The following is a 16379-nucleotide window of genomic DNA, read 5'->3' as shown; positions in this document are numbered from 1 at the left end:
CTCCCCTGCGTAGCAGCTTGCTAGATGTTACATTCGCCCTCTTCCCGTGGAATTCCTGCCAGGGATAGGCGCTACCGCATAATAAAAATTGTAGCATGCGATGGGACAGGTCCAGCATATCCATTAGTAGTCCGGTCTCAAACCATCCATTGTCGTATAGAAATGAGGAATATTCGTGACCAAACAATCCTTTATTAAGGGAACGATGATCCTGCTGGCCGCGGGCATGATCAACCGCATATTGGGCTTCATCCCGCGAATCACCCTTCCCCGAGTCATCGGACCTGAGGGCGTCGGTTTGTATCAGATGGGGTACCCGTTTCTCATCCTCATTCTAACCTTCATCACAGGCGGGATTCCTATTGCAGTGGCCAAGCTGGTCGCAGAGGCGGAAGCGGAGGCGAATGAAGCGAGAGTGAGACGCATTTTTCGCACGGCTCTTTTGCTTTCGTGTGCTTTGGGGCTTTTCTTTACTGCCTTAAGCTATCTGGGAGCAGGCTGGATTACCCGGCACTTTTTTACGGATCAACGGGTATATTATACGTTCCTGTGCATGAATCCCATTATCTTCTTCGTCAGTATTTCCGCTGTGCTGCGGGGCTACTTCCAGGGACGCCAGAACATGATTCCCACAGCCATGTCCCAGGTAGTCGAGACACTTTTTCGGATCATCTTCGTTCTGATATTATCCTACCTAATGCTTCCATACGGGCTGGAGTTTGCCGCTGCCGGAGCCATGGTAGGCGTTCTGATAGGAGAGATTTGTGCACTTCTTGTCTTGGCTTACCACTATAAAACAGACCGGAAAATTCGTCCGACCCGGCCCAAGGCCAAGATAGGATCCAGCCTGGCTCCGGGAAGGCTCTACGGTCTGCGCCAGCTGCTTGGACTTGCCGTACCGGTTACCGGCAGCAAGCTGGTCGGCTCCGCCTCTTACCTGCTTGAGTCGATCCTAACCGTCCAGGCCCTGGCTGCAGCAGGCATCGTCACCGCCGTAGCAACCGCACAATACGGCGCATTGCAAGGGATGGTCATCCCCGTGCTTCTCCTACCGAGTGCGCTTACCTACTCTTTGTCCGTTTCCTTAGTCCCTTCGCTGTCCGATGCGAAAGCCCGGGGAGATATGGCGACCATTCACGCCAGACTGCATCAATCTCTCAAGCTGGCACTGGTTACCGGCGCGCCCTTCGCCGTCATCATGTTCGTGCTGGCCGAACCGCTATGCCTCTATATGTACGGACAGCAGCAGGTCGGCACGATGCTGAAGATGATGGCTCCTGTTGCCCTTTTCATTTACTTTCAGGCACCGCTGCAGGCGGCCCTGCAGGCATTGGAGCGTCCGGGAAGCGCACTCATCAACACGTTCATCGGCTCCAGTGCTAAGCTTCTGATCATTTACTTTGTCGCAAGCCGTCCGGAATATGGAATTCTCGGGGTCGTTATGGCCATAAACGTCAATATCGTGCTGGTTACGTTACTGCATTGGAACAGTCTTGTCAGGCTGTTAAGTTTCCGCATGAACAGCTCTGACTTTGTCAAGGTACTATTTGCCATGACACCGGCGGGTGCGCTTAGCTACTTGACTATGTATACCTCTTGGACGGACTACGCCTTTGTCCGATTTGTTACCGCCTCCGCAGCGGGCGTTACTCTTTATCTAATTTTTGCTTTGATTTTCGGATTGATCGATCGGAACGATCTGTCTCGATTTACTCGTTTGAGCAAGCGCATAGTCAAATAGATCTGCGCTATGCGCCGGCTTATCGTTTTTTATCGATATACCATCGTCCCCGGTAATCCAGCGAGCAGAAAAATACTTCCTTGAAATCCTTAATCCCTTTCGCTTGCAGCTCGCGTTTTAGCCAGAAACGAGTTTTTCCGAGCTTCTCCAAGCCTTCGTCCTGCACTTTCCCGTCCATAATCAACGGAACCGGCAAGCCCTCATACCGAAAGAGCGGTTTGCCTTCCTTATCCTCCTGTTTCGCTTCCCCCTCCGGCTGCCTTTGCTTCTCTATGACCGTCAGCTTTCCTGAAGGCTCCAGCAGCGCGAATTCCACATCGGCGATGTTTCTGATCCTGTTCTCTCTAAGCTGAAGCAGCAGATCGTCCAGGTTATACCGCTCCTTCTCCATTCTTTCCCGGTCCAGCTTCCCGTGCTTAATGACGGCGACCGGCGTTCCTTCGAACCATCGCCGAAGCTTTTCATTTTTGAGAGAAACTTGGGCAATGATGATTTGAATCAGCACAAGCGTTCCCATCGGGAGTAGACCGGCAATCATCGGCTTATGCCAGTCCTCCAGGACGAAGACGGCAATTTCAGCAATCATAATGGAAATCACCAAATCAAACATGGAAAGCTTGCCGATCTCCCGTTTACCCATAATGCGCATCGTCATAAAAACGATAAAATACATCAGTATCGTGCGTATGAGAAGAGTCATCATGGATTTAGCCTCCTTCGGACAGTTCCATGACTATTGTGACCCCCTCCGGCTTTGCACATCCGGGTGAATTGCTGGTAAATGCGCCGAAAGGTCGGAGAAATGCAGAGAACCTGTACTATTTTGTGGTACGGGCCCATACAATGGTACAAACCGCATGGAACGGAGGAAAAAGAGGATGAACCGGAGTCCTATGTTCTCAGGTCTTATGTATTCCATGATTTTCATGCTGGCCGGCACGATACTTGGATCTATGCTGCTGGTGTTTACGTCGATGAAGGAAGATTCCTGGGTAAGCTTAACACTAGGTATTCATGGACTGGCTATGCTGGCGGGAGGGTTTGTTTCCGGCAAACGCGCGGGAACGAAAGGCTGGTATCACGGGATGCTGCTCGGACTGCTCTACGCTCTCATCGTCTGGATCATCGGTTTTCTCGCTTATGATGCAGGGATGACGGAGCAGACCTTGTATGTGACCTTGATCTCAGTGGTCGGCGGTGCATTCGGCGGTATTGTCGGGGTAAATATGAAGAGGTAAGGCGATAGGGACTTCTGTCGGCAGCGGCGGAAGTTCTTTTTTTATGATGAGGGAAAAAAGAAAGCGAGGCTTACATCCCGAAGGATGCAGGCCTCGCTTGCGGCGCTGTCTTACTTCTCGGCTGCTGCCGAAGCACTGACCGAGTTGATCGCGGAACGGTCGAACGTCAGCTTCGTGACATCATTGACACGAAGGACGACCGTATCGTCCGTCAGCTCGAGGATCGTGCCGTGCAGACCGCCGATCGTAACCACCTTGTCCCCTTTTTTCAAAGAGTTCAGCATCATGGTCCTTGTCTTCTGACGCTTCTGTTGTGGGCGAATAAGTAAAAAGTATAGGACGACGAACATCAGGACGAGTGGTCCGTAAGTCACGAGGTAGCCCTCGATTCCCGGCGCTGCAGCCGGTTGACTGGCTAAAAACATCGCTCTGTACCCCCTTTCGCTCAAATCTGGTTCTATGTGGTATTACATTAAAACCCCTTGCTATTCTCATCAATGCCGTATTTGGCAAAAAACTCGTCGCGGAAATCCAGCAGCCTGTCCTCCCGAATCGCTTGGCGAACGCCTCTCATCAACTCTACCAAGAAGTGCAGATTGTGATACGTCGTCAGTCGAATGCCGAACGTTTCATCCGCTTTCAACAAATGGCGGATATAGGCACGGGAATAATTCTTACAGGTGTAACAGGAGCATTCCGGATCAAGCGGGCCGTAATCGTCGGCAAACTTAGCGTTGCGGATGATCATCCGCCCGGAGCTGGTCATCACTGTACCGTTACGGGCAATACGGGTAGGCAGCACGCAGTCGAACATATCGATCCCGCGAATCGAGCCCTCGACAAGGGCATCCGGCGAGCCGACGCCCATCAGATACCGCGGCTTGTTCTCCGGCATTAGCGGAACGGTATAGTCCAACACCTCGTACATTAAAGGTTTGGGTTCGCCTACACTTAATCCTCCAATAGCATACCCCGGGAAATCCATGGAAGTCAACTCGGCCGCACTCTGCTTGCGCAGATCCTCGTACATGCCTCCTTGAATGATAGCGAACAGGGCTTGCTCCTTAGGGCGTGCGTGCGCCTTCAAGCAGCGTTCCGCCCAGCGTGTAGTACGCTCCAGCGAGTTTTTCGCATACGCATGGTCCGCAGGGAAAGGTGGACATTCGTCGAACGCCATAATGATATCGGCGCCTAACGCGTTCTGGATCTCCATCGCTTTCTCCGGAGAAATAAACAGCTTGTCCCCGTTCAGGTGAGAGCGAAATTGTACGCCCTCCTCGCTGATCTTCCGCATTTCGCTCAAGCTGAATACCTGAAATCCGCCGCTGTCCGTCAATATCGGGCGATCCCAGTTCATGAACTTATGCAGCCCGCCCGCCCCTTTGACGATTTCATGACCGGGACGCAGGAACAGATGGTAGGTGTTGCTCAGAATGATATGCGCATCCATCGCCTTCAGTTCTTCAGGAGCCATCGTTTTGACGGTGGCTTGGGTCCCGACCGGCATGAAGGTGGGAGTATCGATGACGCCGTGAGGCGTATGGACTCGTCCAAGACGGGCACCGGATTGCTTGCACGTTTTAATATATTCATAGGTCACTGCCAATAGAATCACTCTTTCGGTTTAAGTCGGTCTGGTGCTAGTAAATGAACATGGCGTCCCCGAAGCTGAAGAACCGGTATTCTCGTTCTACGGCTTCATGATACGCTTTAAGAATTTGCTCCCTGCCGGCCAGAGCGCTGATCAGCATGAGCAGCGTAGATTTGGGCAAATGGAAATTGGTCAGCAGCGCATCGACGATACGGAACCGGTAGCCAGGGTAGATAAAAATACCTGTCCAGCCGCGGCCCGCTTGAAGGATTCCCTCCTCCGTCGCTGCCGTCTCGAGCGTGCGCGACGAGGTCGTGCCGACTGCAATGACGCGTCCGCCCTTACGCTTGGCTTCGTTCACCAGGTCAGCCGTTTCCTGCGACACCTCGTAATATTCCTCGTGCATCTCATGCTCCTCAATCTTTTCCGCTGAAACCGGACGAAACGTCCCCAATCCGACATGCAGGGTGACATAGGCTAATTGTACACCCTTTTGTTCCAGTCTATGCAAATATTGCTTGGTAAAATGGAGCCCTGCCGTCGGCGCCGCCGCCGAGCCCTCGTGCTTCGCATAGACCGTTTGGTAGCGCTCCTTCTCCGGGAGCTGCTCTTTGATGTAAGGCGGAAGCGGCATCGATCCGAGCCGGTCGAGCAGCTCGTTGAAGATCCCTTCATACTGAAAGTGCAGCGTGCGGCTGCCCATCTCCCCCTCAGCCTCTACCGTTGCCGTCAGAAGAGGCTTCGTCCCGGTTGCTTCCGCGGACTCCGGTTGTCCTCCGAAGTGGATCGTTGCCCCCGTCTTCACCTTCTTGCCGGGACGTACCAGCGCTTCCCAGCGGTCTCCCTCCAGCTGCTTCAGCAGCAAAATCTCCACCTTCGCACCCGTGTCCGCCTTCACGCCAAATAGCCGGGCTGGAATGACTCTCGTATCGTTCAATACGAGCACATCCCCGGCTTGCAGGTAGTTCTCCAGCTCTTCAAACATATGGTGGCCGATCTCGCCTGTTTGCTTGTTTAGCGTCAGAAGCCGCGAGGCCGTACGGTCGGCCAGCGGCGTCTGCGCGATCAACGATTCAGGTAAATGGTAATCAAACAAATCCACTTGCATCGTATCAAGTCATCCCTTGGTTATCGAGACTCCTACATAGTAGGTCTGCAATATTTTTTGGTAATTGAAGCCAAGCTCCGCGTATCCTTTGGCGCCCCACTGGGACATCCCGAGTCCGTGGCCAAAGCCCGTCCCCCTTATGATGAAGCCTGCCTTCTTCGTAGCCAGACGTACCTCTCCCTGCGCATTCAGCAAGAAAAGCTGATCCTGCGCTTGTTCGGCAGCGCTGCTGCCGGACGCTATGTAGATCGGACCTGACTCCGGAGATTGGGCCCTTACGGTACCGTTCGCTCCGAGTATAGTATATCGTCCCGTCTCTTCAATTTCAAACCGGGTGCTCGGCAAGCCGCCGAGTGCCGTCCGAAGCGCATCCGGATAAGCTACCTTAACCTGCTTGCCGTTGGCGGTTATCTCCATGACACGTCCTGAAGGGCCGCGTTTCGTAACCTCCAGACGGTGCAAGCTTCCAGCTACGGCGCCCGTGCTAGCTGCGTTCAGCTTGTCCTTCAGCTCGGAACCTTCGTAGACGCGAATCCATGCATAAGCATTGGATTCCTGCTCCTCGTCAATGACCACGAATTGGTCGCCGATATTCACCTGAAACAGAGCGGGGTTGTTCGTATTGTCTACAAAGGGTGCGGAGCGTACGTTCACGCCGGTTGTCGTCGATTCGTAATAAGGAAGTCCCGCCGGATTCGTCCGGCCTGTGTTGCGCGCATAGTCGGAATGAATATAGCCGGTTTGGCCGTTCGGCAGTACCATGCGGTACCATGTTTTCTTGCCGGCCGCCGCCCCGTCGTCCGGGCTCGCCGTGCTCTTGAGGTAGGCGGCAGGATTGCCCCAGACCTCTGTCGGGTCCGCCGTCATGCCTCCCGCATTGGAGTAGAACACCGGCGTGACGAGCCCGTTCTTGTCGGTCAGCACTTCCCCCTCCGTCGCCGTCACAGCCGCTACGGCTGCCGGGAATTCGGCGGTCAGTCCTTTATAAGCCTGATCCAGCGTCGTATCCGTCACGTTCGCAATCGTATATTTGACGCCCTGCTTGAGCGCGTAGGTTCGGGCGGCAACCGCCTGCGCCTTCAGCGCCTCGGCGGGCCATTCCTTGCTCAGCTCGGAGCCGAGCACCGAGTACAGGTACTGCTCGAAGGGAAGCTCGTTGATCACGGCCAGCTTCCCGTTCAGCTTCGAAAGCTCGATGCCGCCCCGATAGGTGCGGTTCGAGCGCTCGCGCACGTTCACGCCGGCGGCGGCTGCGCCTGCTGCGGGAGCCGCGGGAGCGGCCCACAGCTTGGCGCTTGTGCCGCCGAAGGCGAGCCCGCGCACGTCTTCGAGTGCGCCCGCGTTCAGCTGCTGCTCGGAGCGCAGCAGCACATAGGCTGCAGCAGCGTCCAGCGGCTGCAGCTTGACGTTCGGCGCAGCGGTGGCCAGCTGCGCCTTGAGCGCCTGCAGCGCCGCCTCATCGGTGGCACCACCGATGAGGACGGCGTAGGCAGGCGCCGCCGCCGCGCCGCTGCTTAGCAGCGCGGCGTCCGCTTCGAAGCCGGCCTGTGCCAGGGCGGCTGCAGCGGTTTGCGCCTCCGTCTCGGAGGCGTAGGTGCCGGCGTGCCAGCGCAGCGGCCCGCCGAGAACGGCGCCGGCCTGCCCCTTGGCGGCGGCGGTTGCGGCTTCCTTGGTCGCGTAAGGACCAAGGTAAACCTGCCAGGCCGCCTTCCCCTGCTTCGTGCGCTGCACGATCGCCACGTCGGCCCCGCCGGCCTCCAGCTTCTGCGCCAGCGTCTTCGCCTGCGCGGCGTCGCCCGTCTCCGGCAGCTTCACGGTGTAGCCGTCCGCGTATAGGCGGACCGGCTCCTTCGCCGCTGCCGAAGTCAACGGAAGCACGGCACCGCCTGCGCCGCGCAGCCCGATATGCAGGCCGGCCTCCGAAGCAAGCGTGACCGCCGAAGTTGCAGCGCTGTATTTGCCCGTGTCGATGAACAGCGCGACACGGATGACCTCCAGCTTGGGCACGGCTGCGGCCTGCACGACCGGGGCGCCGGTTATCAGCGCCCCGCTTCCCATACCCAGCAGCGCCATCAGCAGCGCCGCCTTCTTTATCGCTAACATGTCGTTATGACAGCTCCTCTCCCCTTAAACCTACGAACGGTTCGGCATCGGCAGCCCCAAATGGCTGTATGCCTGCGCCGTAACCATCCTCCCGCGCGGCGTACGCTGCAAAAACCCGATCTGCAGCAAATACGGCTCGTAGACATCCTCAATCGTTTGGCTTTCCTCCCCGATGGAGGCGGCGATCGTATCCAAGCCTACAGGACCGCCCTGGAAGCTCGTAATGATCGAGCGAAGCATCTTGTGGTCGATCTCATCCAGCCCGAGCGGGTCCACTTGGATGCTGCTCAGCGCGGTCCGCGCGATCTCCAGCGTAATGATGCCGTCGCCCTTCACCTGCGCGAAGTCCCGCACCCGCTTCAACAGCCGGTTCGCTATCCTCGGCGTGCCTCTGGAGCGGCGCCCGATCTCATGAGCGGCCTCTCCGACGATCGGCACCTGCAAAATTTCGGACGCCCGGCTAACGATATAGGACAGCTCATCCACCGTGTAATATTCCAGACGGCTTACGACACCGAAGCGGTCGCGCAGCGGCGCCGACAGTAGACCGACTCTCGTCGTGGCTCCAATCAAGGTGAACGGGGGCAAATCCAGCCGTACCGAACGGGCGCTTGGCCCCTTGCCGATTATGATATCGAGCGCGTAGTCCTCCATCGCCGGATACAGCACCTCTTCTACGGTCCGGTGAAGGCGGTGGATCTCATCGATGAACAGCACGTCGCCCTCCTGCAGATTGGTCAGAAGCGCGGCCAAATCTCCGGGGCGTTCAATTGCCGGACCGGAGGTGGTGCGCAGATTCACGCCCAGCTCGTTGGCGATAATGTTGGAGAGCGTCGTTTTCCCGAGACCCGGAGGCCCATACAGCAGAACGTGGTCAAGCGCTTCCTTTCTCATCTTGGCCGCTTCGATATAAATCTTCAGGTTTTCCTTCGCCTGCGCTTGCCCGATATACTCCGCCAAGTAGCGAGGCCGCAGGCTCAGCTCCACCGCTTGATCCTCCATCATCAGGTTGGCTGATATGATGCGGTCTTCCATGCTGCTTGCTCCCTTCCCTATCTAAGCGATTGCTGAAACAGCGCCTGGAGCGCCAGCTTCGTCACTACATCCGTCGTCTCGTCGCCTTTCAGCTTCGGCTTGATCGCCTGGCCGGCCCGGTCCGCCTCCGCCTCGGTATAACCGAGCGCCAAAAGCGCCGCCTTCGCCTCCGCCCAGGCTCCTCCACCGGCCGGTGCAGCCAGCACCGCTGCGCCGCCAAGGCCGAAGCCCTCGAGCTCGGAGCCTGCGCTCACCGCTCCCAGCTTGTCCTTCAGATCGAGGACCATCCGCTGGGCCGTCTTCTTCCCGATGCCCGGCAGCTTGGTCAGGAAGCTCAGGTTCTCCTGCTGGATGGCCGCCGCGATGACCTCCGGCTTGCCCCCGCTCATCACGCCAAGCGCAACCTTCGGCCCGATGCCGCTGACCTCGAGCAGCAGCCGAAACATCGACTGCTCCTCACGGGAGGTAAAGCCGAACAGCAGATGCGCGTCCTCCCGCACATGATAATGTATGTACATCGTAACCTCGTCCTGATCCTTGCCCGGCAGCACGGCATACGGATTCGCGCAGAACACGCGGTATCCCACACCCCGCACGTCGAGAACGACAAATTCCGTTTCCCGGTGCGCCACCGTTCCCCTTAGAAAATCGATCATCGCTTCGATACCTCATTTATCTTTTGTTGTAGCGCGGAGGAATGCGCATGGCAAATCGCAACCGCCAGGGCATCCGCCACATCGTCAGGCTTCGGCACGGCGGACAGATTCAAGTACATGCGCACCATCTCCTGCACCTGCTTCTTCTCCGCCTTCCCATAGCCGACGATCGCCTGCTTCACCTGAAGCGGCGTATATTCCCCGATGGGCAGCCCCTTCTGCTCAGCAGCCAGCATCAATACGCCGCGAGCCTGCCCAACCGTCAGCGCAGTGGTTACATTGCGGTTGAAAAACAGCTTCTCGATGCCTACCGTATCCGGCTTGTACTTGTCGATCAGCTGTACGATCGAATCGTACACCTGCCGCAGCCGAACGGCGTCATCCGTATGGGCCTCCGTCTGAATGGAGCCGTACTGCACCGGCACCAGCTTATGCCCGATTTTATCAATGAATCCGAAACCTACTATCGCGATCCCGGGATCGATCCCAAGTATTCTCAAAGCGTACACTCCCATTTCCTTGGCCGTTAACAATACGCCATACGCGTCATTTAAAAACTCTCTGCGTGGCAAACACATACTTTTGTTCCGTAGGCCCTTCCACTATAAACAATATAATTGTGCGAAAATACAACTTTTTACCACCGTTTCTCTCAAAATCAAGGAGATTTCTGCGAATATACAACATTCTGAGGCCATTCACCTCGGTATCAGTCATTACACTTCTTCAAAGATGCCTTTTCTCACAAATCTTGCTCTGAACTTCATTTGGAATCGCGGATTTCTGCACTACAGCAGCATCGTCTTCCTTACCCAGCATGTGACAGTCTTATGAAGAGGCTAAAAAAAAGAAAGCGAACATATGTGTTCACTTTCCCATTATAACAGATATTATACCTGATGAACACGGTAAGACAAGCAAAAAAGAACACCGGTCCAGACGGATCCAGTGTCCATGTTTGCTCTTACTGTAACGGCGCGACCTGCATGACCTTTTCCGTCTCCTCCACTGCGTAATCGCTGAAGGTGGAAAGCACGCTGTTGTATTCGTCCAGATCGCTGACTTGAATGCCTTGATACAGCTGCTTCAGCGTCTCCCTAGGCAAGCTGCTCTCCAAATACTCGATATTGAGCTGGAAAAAGGTACGAATGACGTTCCGGTCCGCCGAACCCGGCACCCCCTCAAATAAGGACAGATTGCCCTGCTCGTCCAGACCGAAGTATGCATTGTGCTTGCATTGCGGCGAAAGATCGCTGACCGATTCCGTGAAAACCACCTTGCCTCCGTCAGCCAGGCTCACCGTCATCGAAGGATGCTCCTTGTAATAGGCCAATATTTGGGCCGAATTCATCCGTCCGAGCAGCTGCAGCTCTTCTCCGCATACATATGCTTTTTTCGAGTAAACCTCCCGCTCTCCTTCAATGCCGCTTACCATGTTCCTTACCTCTTCCTCCGGCTGCGCCGGGCCTTGAATCGATCTTCCCAGCACCATGCGCTCCTGCTGTCCGTCAATTCCCTGCTCCGAATCCGGGCGCTCCTGCAGCATCCACCAAGCGGAGGCCGCACCTATCGCGAGCACGATGCCTGCCAGATGAATCCACCGGCGCTTCCATCGCAGCCTTTTTTTCAACTCTCTCTTGACTTGATTCCAGAAGCTGAGCACAGTCATAGCGATCCCCTTCTAGTCATGATTTGATAGTACAAGCTCATGTTTTATTAACTATATTTGCCATGACGGTTTCCATTTATTCAGTTCGTGGAAACAACCGGCCCTCCGTGGTATAATTGGTTCATATCTTTGAATGAAGGAAGGGACTCGCGACTCATGAAAAGCGTACTGAAGGAAGCCATGGCCTGGACACAGTCCATCGCAGCCGCCATTATCCTTACATTCCTTATCGGTGTCTTCGTCATTCAGCCAACCAAGGTATCCGGGCATTCTATGGATCCCACCTTACATGATGAACAACGCATCTACGTATCGAAGCTCGGACATACCTTTCGTACCGTACCCGATTATGGAGACATCGTCATTATCGACAGCCGGGTCGAACGGAAGCGTTCTTTGCTTGATGATTTTATGGAGCATCCTTTACTGGCTTTAGTCTATGGCCAAGAGGATGAGAGGATCATGTATGTGAAGCGAGTCATCGGCAAGCCGGGAGATGTGCTGGAGCTTCGCAACCAGCAGCTGCTCCGCAACGGAGTCGTACTCGAAGAGCCTTATATTCGCGAAGCGATGCGTCCGATGCCGGATATGAAATGGGTTGTCCCTGAAGATCATATCTTCGTGATGGGCGATAACCGCAACAACAGCCGAGATAGCCGCGATCTTGGGTTTATCCCTTTCGATCATGTACTCGGCGTCAAGCTGGGGGAGTAACCTTTCAAAGCACAATGACAAATAGGCCGGAGGCTCTCTTGGGAGCATCCGGCCTTTTCTTATTATCCTAGCCGATCCACGGCTTATTGCGCTTCGATCTTCTTGCCGACGCTTCGGCCTGACGCTTATGACGCGCGATCAGACTGCGGATGGCGGCTTTCGCTGTCTCCGGCTTCTTCCGCTTCTTCTGCTTGGGAGGGACTGCGGACTCAGCGGCCTTCGACGCTCCGGAAATGCTTGCTTCCTCAGCCGAGCGCCCCTGATCTTCCGCCTCTTTTTCCCTACCGTGGCAGCCGCAATCCTCCTTTTCCATCGGTGCATACGGGAATCCGTAAGGGACACCTGTAGGCATACCCAGCGTACCGGCCGGGTAAGTCATGCCGCCATGATAAGGCTGCATGATCCCTTGATAGCCAAACCCATGGTGATGAGGCTCGAACCCGTGGGTATAGCCCGGCAGCGGCATTGCCTGAACGCCATGGTGCGGCATACCGGCGCTCATGTCCGGTCCGTACGAGGTGAGGGCAGGATCTACCCACGGCATCGTTGAAAAATACGGGTCCTTGCCTCCGCAGCCGCAGTCTCCGCCGGCAGCGGGGTATGTCGGCATCATCGGGTAGTGAGGAGTCATCATGCCACCGTCTGTCGGCATCATCGGGTAATGAGGAGTCATCATCCCTGCGTCTGTCGGCATCTCAGGGAACTGCGGAGGCTCCGGCAACGGCCAAATGTTCGTTTCCATGACGGAAAACTCCACATTCATGCCTCCTACCTCCGTTGCCGGCACCTGGAATTGCTCGAACAGATTTTGATGCGGCAGCTGCGGCAGAGGCGGCACCTCGGACGGCATCCCCTGATCCTGTACCGGTACAGGAATGCTTGGAGGCTCTTGTGCATGCTCTATGTTTGGCATCGGAGGCATTTCCATCGGAATTTGCGGAAGCTCTGCTGCAGGGGGCCCTTCCGCTGCCTCCGGCATCGGGGCTAAAGGCGCTTCCATTGGCGGCACTTCACCTGCTGCAGGCTGCTGTTCGGCAGCAGCAGGGGCTGGCTCCGCCTTGATCTTAGGAACGTAAACGACTTCTCCTGTCATCAGGATATTCGGATTTTTCAGCTGCGGGTTGGCCGCAATCATTGCCGCGAGAGGAATCCCCCATGCCTTGCCGATTTTCCATAGGGAATCGCCTTGCACCACCGTGTGCTTATACAGAAATTCCGTCGGCGGGGTCACCGGCTTCGGTATGTTCGGGATTTTCACCTTCATCCCGACATCCAGCACATTCGGATCCGCAATTTGCGGGTTGGCGGCAATCAATACATTGAGATCAATATCATGCTTCTTCGCGATCTCATACATCGTGTCGCCCTTTTTGACCATATGGATTTTCACTGCACAAACCTCCTCTAAGTATTGCTAGTTCCCAGTCAAGCAACGAATCTGAAAATAACAATACAGTTTATGCAGCAAAGTGGGCATTTGACCATGAATTCCCTAAAAAAATTGTAACCGGCCGCCAGGATGGCGCACCGGTTACAGCAGGTCAAAGTGTAACTCCGTCTTTAAAGATAGCAATTTCGCGGTAGCCGCTGCGTTCGTTGCAGGTCCGGACCTCTCCCGAGGCAAGCATTGTAATATAGCTCATCATCTCGTCCGTTATTTCGGGGAAGCCCGCGCCGGTAAGCAGCCGGCCTGCGTCAAAGTCAATCCAGTGCTTTTTCCGTTCCGCCAGCTCACTGTTGGAGGATACCTTCACCGTAGGCACCGGCCCCCCAAGCGGGGTCCCCCTTCCAGTAGTAAACAGCACTAGATGGGCGCCGGCCGCTGTCAAGGCGGTTACGGCGACGATGTCGTTCCCCGGTCCCTCCAGCAGATGGAGTCCGTTTCCCTTCACGGCTCCGCCATAGGAGCTGACGCCCACCACCGGACTTGTGCCGCCCTTCTGTGTGCACCCAAGCGATTTCTCCTCCAGGGTTGTGATGCCCCCCTGTTTGTTGCCCGGAGACGGATTTTCATAAATAACTTGGCCGTGACGGGCGTAATATTCTTTAAAATCATTGATGAGCCGGACAGTATCCTCGAAAACCGATTCGTTCCGACAGCGGTTCATTAGTATCGTCTCGGCGCCGAACATCTCCGGAACCTCGGTAAGCACGGAGCTGCCTCCATAGCCGATCAACCGGTCCGAAACCTGCCCGAGCAGCGGGTTCGCGGTAATACCGGAGAAAGCATCGGAACCTCCGCACTTCAGTCCGATAACGAGCTTTGATACGGGACACGGCACCCTCTGAAAGGCTTCCGCGTATTCCACCAGCTCGCCGATCAGCTCAAGTCCCGCTTCCAGTTCATCCTCCGTCTCCTGGGCGGACAGGAATCGAACCTTCTTCGGATCAACGTCTTGCAGCAGCTTTCGGAACTCGCCGATATGGTTGTTTTCGCAGCCCAAACCGAGCACAAGCACTCCGGCTGCATTGGGATGCCTGACTAGGCCCGCTAATATCCGCTGGGTATCGAGCTGATCGTCCCCGAGCTGGGAGCAGCCGTACGGATGGGGAAATGTGAAGATGCCCTCCGTTCTCCCGGCATACCTTACATTCGCTGCTTGAGCTATTCTTTCGGCCGTTTTGTTGATGCAGCCGACGGTGCCCACAATCCAGATTTCATTACGGATCCCTACGTCCCCATTCTCGCGGACGTAGCCCATAAATTCGGGTATCTCCCCTACCGCCGAAATCGGATTGCCGGGAGCAGGCTCATAGCGGTAATCAAGCGTCCCTTCCAGATTGGTACGCACGTTGTGCGTGTGCACCCACATCCCTGGCTGAATGTCCTTCGTAGCATGACCGATAGGAAATCCGTATTTGATGACGGGAGCCCCGGCGGGAATCGGCTTGACCGCCACTTTATGGCCACGAGCTATCGTTTCCGTAAGCGTAACCTGTTGATTACCGATCCGAAAAGTATCCCCTGCCTCAAGGGCGGATAGAGCTACAACGACCTGATCGGATTCATGAATGCGCAAAATTTGATTGGTTTGGTCCATCGTTATCTCCTCCGTTTTAACGCTTGCTCCATCGCCTTTCTCATGCCGAGCCCCAGAATGGCTTCGACGGCGGCGGCCACCTCGGCTTGAAGCCCTTTGACCTCCAGCAGGCTTTGCCCCCAGAACGGTTCATGACGAAGCGCTTCTTCTACTAAACGGTCAATCGATGACGGGCTTCCGTCCGCTTCCGACCAGAGCTGTTTGAACTTCTCCAAATGAGGGGCGTCATCCTGCAGAGCAATGGCTTCACCCTGTCTTTCCCCACGGTAAAATACAAGCAGAGCCGCTAAGGAAAAGCATAACACGGACGGCAGCTCTTGTCTGCGCGAAACAAATTCAAGCAGGGACGGCAGTACTCTGGTCTTGTATTTGGACACGGAATTCAAGGCAATGCTGAGCAGGTAATGCTTGATAAAAGGGTTCGCGAATCGCTCCAGCACGCTGTTCGCATAGGATTTCAGCTCCTCCTCCGGCAGGTCCAGCGTCGGAATGATCTCCTCGAAAAGCCCCTTTTGCATGTATGCCGCAATCAGCTCGTCATCCATACATTCCTTAACGGTTTCTTTTCCGGCTAAATAGGCAGCCAGCACCGTCATAGTATGAGCGCCGTTCAAAATACGAACTTTTCGGGTACGGTAAGGAGTCATGTCCCGGGTCCACACGACGTTCAAGCCTGCCTCTGTCAACGGAAGCTCCTTCGCCAGCTCGGGATCGCCCTCGATGACCCAAAGATGGAAAGGCTCCGCCGTGTTGAACAAGCGATCGACGTAGCCGAACCGGGCGGAAAGCGCCTCAATCTCCTCTTTCGGATACCCTGTGACGATACGGTCGACAAGGGTGTTGAGGAAGTGACAGTGCTCCAGCCATTGCTGGAAATCCGCGCCCAGCTTCCACTTGCGGGCATATTGATAAACGATGGACTTCAGCTGGTCGCCGTTCCTGTCAATCAGCTCACAAGGAAGGATGACAAGCGCCTTTGCAGGATCTCCATGAAACGCTTTGAATCGTTTATGCAGCAATGCCGTCAGCTTGGCCGGGAAGGAGCTCGGAGGCGAGTCCGTAGGCAGATCCTCCGGTTGAAAGACGATCCCCGCTTCCGTCGTGTTGGAAACGATAAAACGCAGCTCGGGATTCAACGCACAGTTTAAGAACGCTTTGTAGTCTTTGTACGGATTGATTCCACGCCGAATGGAGGTAATAAGCTCCGCCTCGTCGACGGTTTCTCCATTCTGAATTCCGCGCAGAAGCAGCGTGTACATCCCGTTCTGTTCGTTAATTAGATCGGTTAGCCCCGCATCGATCGGCTGCACGACCACAGCCTGACCGTTAAATTGTCCCTGCTCGTTCATGCGATGCAGCATCCAGTCGACGAAACCGCGAAGAAAATTACCCTCCCCGAACTGCAGCACTTTTTCCGGACGCTGGGCTGCGGGCTTTTGCAATCGATTCATAGGAACATTCCTCCTGTGAGATATGGCTTATG

Annotated in this window: 15 protein-coding genes; 3 read left to right on the top strand and 12 right to left on the bottom strand. The window is 55.5% G+C overall.

Features of this window, described 5'->3' with window-relative positions; genetic code table 11:
* The first annotated feature begins 175 nt into the window (after positions 1-175).
* On the top strand, positions 176-1741 hold the full coding sequence (spoVB, locus tag RAC89_RS18740) for a stage V sporulation protein B (protein WP_306615243.1): 1566 nt from the start codon (positions 176-178) through the stop codon (positions 1739-1741).
* A gap of 19 nt (positions 1742-1760) precedes the next feature.
* Here spoVB and RAC89_RS18735 read toward each other — a convergent pair whose 3' ends face one another.
* A complete protein-coding gene (locus RAC89_RS18735; protein ID WP_306615242.1) occupies positions 1761-2444 on the bottom strand; it encodes a DUF421 domain-containing protein in 684 nt (227 codons plus the stop codon).
* A gap of 175 nt (positions 2445-2619) precedes the next feature.
* Here RAC89_RS18735 and RAC89_RS18730 point away from each other — a divergent pair, with 175 nt between their 5' ends.
* Positions 2620-2979, top strand: coding sequence for a TIGR04086 family membrane protein (locus RAC89_RS18730; protein ID WP_306615241.1), 360 nt, complete (start codon positions 2620-2622; stop codon positions 2977-2979).
* 110 nt (positions 2980-3089) lie between these two features.
* Here RAC89_RS18730 and yajC read toward each other — a convergent pair whose 3' ends face one another.
* The 8 genes from yajC to RAC89_RS18690 all read right to left on the bottom strand — a co-directional run bounded on the left by yajC (position 3090) and on the right by RAC89_RS18690 (position 11141).
* Positions 3090-3404: a preprotein translocase subunit YajC gene (yajC, locus tag RAC89_RS18725; protein ID WP_284637942.1), complete on the bottom strand. Its 315-nt coding sequence runs from the start codon at positions 3402-3404 to the stop codon at positions 3090-3092.
* Positions 3405-3451: 47 nt separating this feature from the next.
* Positions 3452-4591, bottom strand: a complete 1140-nt coding sequence (gene tgt, locus RAC89_RS18720; RefSeq protein WP_284644816.1) for a tRNA guanosine(34) transglycosylase Tgt — start codon at positions 4589-4591, stop codon at positions 3452-3454.
* 28 nt (positions 4592-4619) lie between these two features.
* Positions 4620-5678, bottom strand: coding sequence for a tRNA preQ1(34) S-adenosylmethionine ribosyltransferase-isomerase QueA (gene queA / locus RAC89_RS18715; RefSeq protein ID WP_306615240.1), 1059 nt, complete (start codon positions 5676-5678; stop codon positions 4620-4622).
* A 9-nt stretch (positions 5679-5687) separates the two neighbouring features.
* Positions 5688-7781, bottom strand: a complete 2094-nt coding sequence (locus RAC89_RS18710) for a SpoIID/LytB domain-containing protein (protein WP_306615239.1) — start codon at positions 7779-7781, stop codon at positions 5688-5690.
* A gap of 30 nt (positions 7782-7811) precedes the next feature.
* Positions 7812-8816, bottom strand: coding sequence for a Holliday junction branch migration DNA helicase RuvB (gene ruvB, locus RAC89_RS18705; protein ID WP_284637939.1), 1005 nt, complete (start codon positions 8814-8816; stop codon positions 7812-7814).
* A 17-nt stretch (positions 8817-8833) separates the two neighbouring features.
* A complete protein-coding gene (ruvA, locus tag RAC89_RS18700) occupies positions 8834-9472 on the bottom strand; it encodes a Holliday junction branch migration protein RuvA (RefSeq protein ID WP_306615238.1) in 639 nt (212 codons plus the stop codon).
* On the bottom strand, positions 9469-9972 hold the full coding sequence (gene ruvC, locus RAC89_RS18695) for a crossover junction endodeoxyribonuclease RuvC (protein ID WP_306615237.1): 504 nt from the start codon (positions 9970-9972) through the stop codon (positions 9469-9471). Before ruvC ends, ruvA begins: the two co-directional genes overlap by 4 nt.
* Positions 9973-10436: 464 nt before the next feature.
* The gene (locus RAC89_RS18690; RefSeq protein ID WP_306615235.1) at positions 10437-11141 is read right to left on the bottom strand and encodes a BofC C-terminal domain-containing protein; all 705 of its coding nucleotides are present in this window, start codon (positions 11139-11141) and stop codon (positions 10437-10439) included.
* Between the two features lie 156 nt (positions 11142-11297).
* Between RAC89_RS18690 and lepB the strand changes: the two genes are divergently transcribed.
* A complete protein-coding gene (gene lepB, locus RAC89_RS18685) occupies positions 11298-11855 on the top strand; it encodes a signal peptidase I (protein ID WP_306615234.1) in 558 nt (185 codons plus the stop codon).
* A 67-nt stretch (positions 11856-11922) separates the two neighbouring features.
* On the opposite strand, the gene RAC89_RS18680 is transcribed toward lepB, so the two are convergent.
* The 3 genes from RAC89_RS18680 to RAC89_RS18670 all read right to left on the bottom strand — a co-directional run bounded on the left by RAC89_RS18680 (position 11923) and on the right by RAC89_RS18670 (position 16347).
* Positions 11923-13245, bottom strand: coding sequence for a LysM peptidoglycan-binding domain-containing protein (locus RAC89_RS18680; RefSeq protein WP_306615233.1), 1323 nt, complete (start codon positions 13243-13245; stop codon positions 11923-11925).
* 151 nt (positions 13246-13396) lie between these two features.
* Positions 13397-14896 carry a UxaA family hydrolase gene (locus RAC89_RS18675; RefSeq protein ID WP_306615232.1) on the bottom strand — a complete coding sequence of 500 codons (1500 nt, stop codon included), beginning with the start codon at positions 14894-14896 and terminating at the stop codon, positions 13397-13399.
* A 2-nt stretch (positions 14897-14898) separates the two neighbouring features.
* Complete coding sequence (locus tag RAC89_RS18670; protein ID WP_306615231.1) at positions 14899-16347, bottom strand: tagaturonate reductase; 1449 nt, start codon at positions 16345-16347, stop codon at positions 14899-14901.
* Positions 16348-16379 lie beyond the last annotated feature (32 nt).

The sequence above is a fragment of the Paenibacillus sp. GD4 genome, assembly GCF_030846225.1.
In the GTDB taxonomy this organism is placed as follows: Bacteria; Bacillota; Bacilli; order Paenibacillales; family NBRC-103111; genus Paenibacillus_G; species Paenibacillus_G silviterrae.
This window is presented reverse-complemented; position numbering and strand designations above follow the sequence as displayed.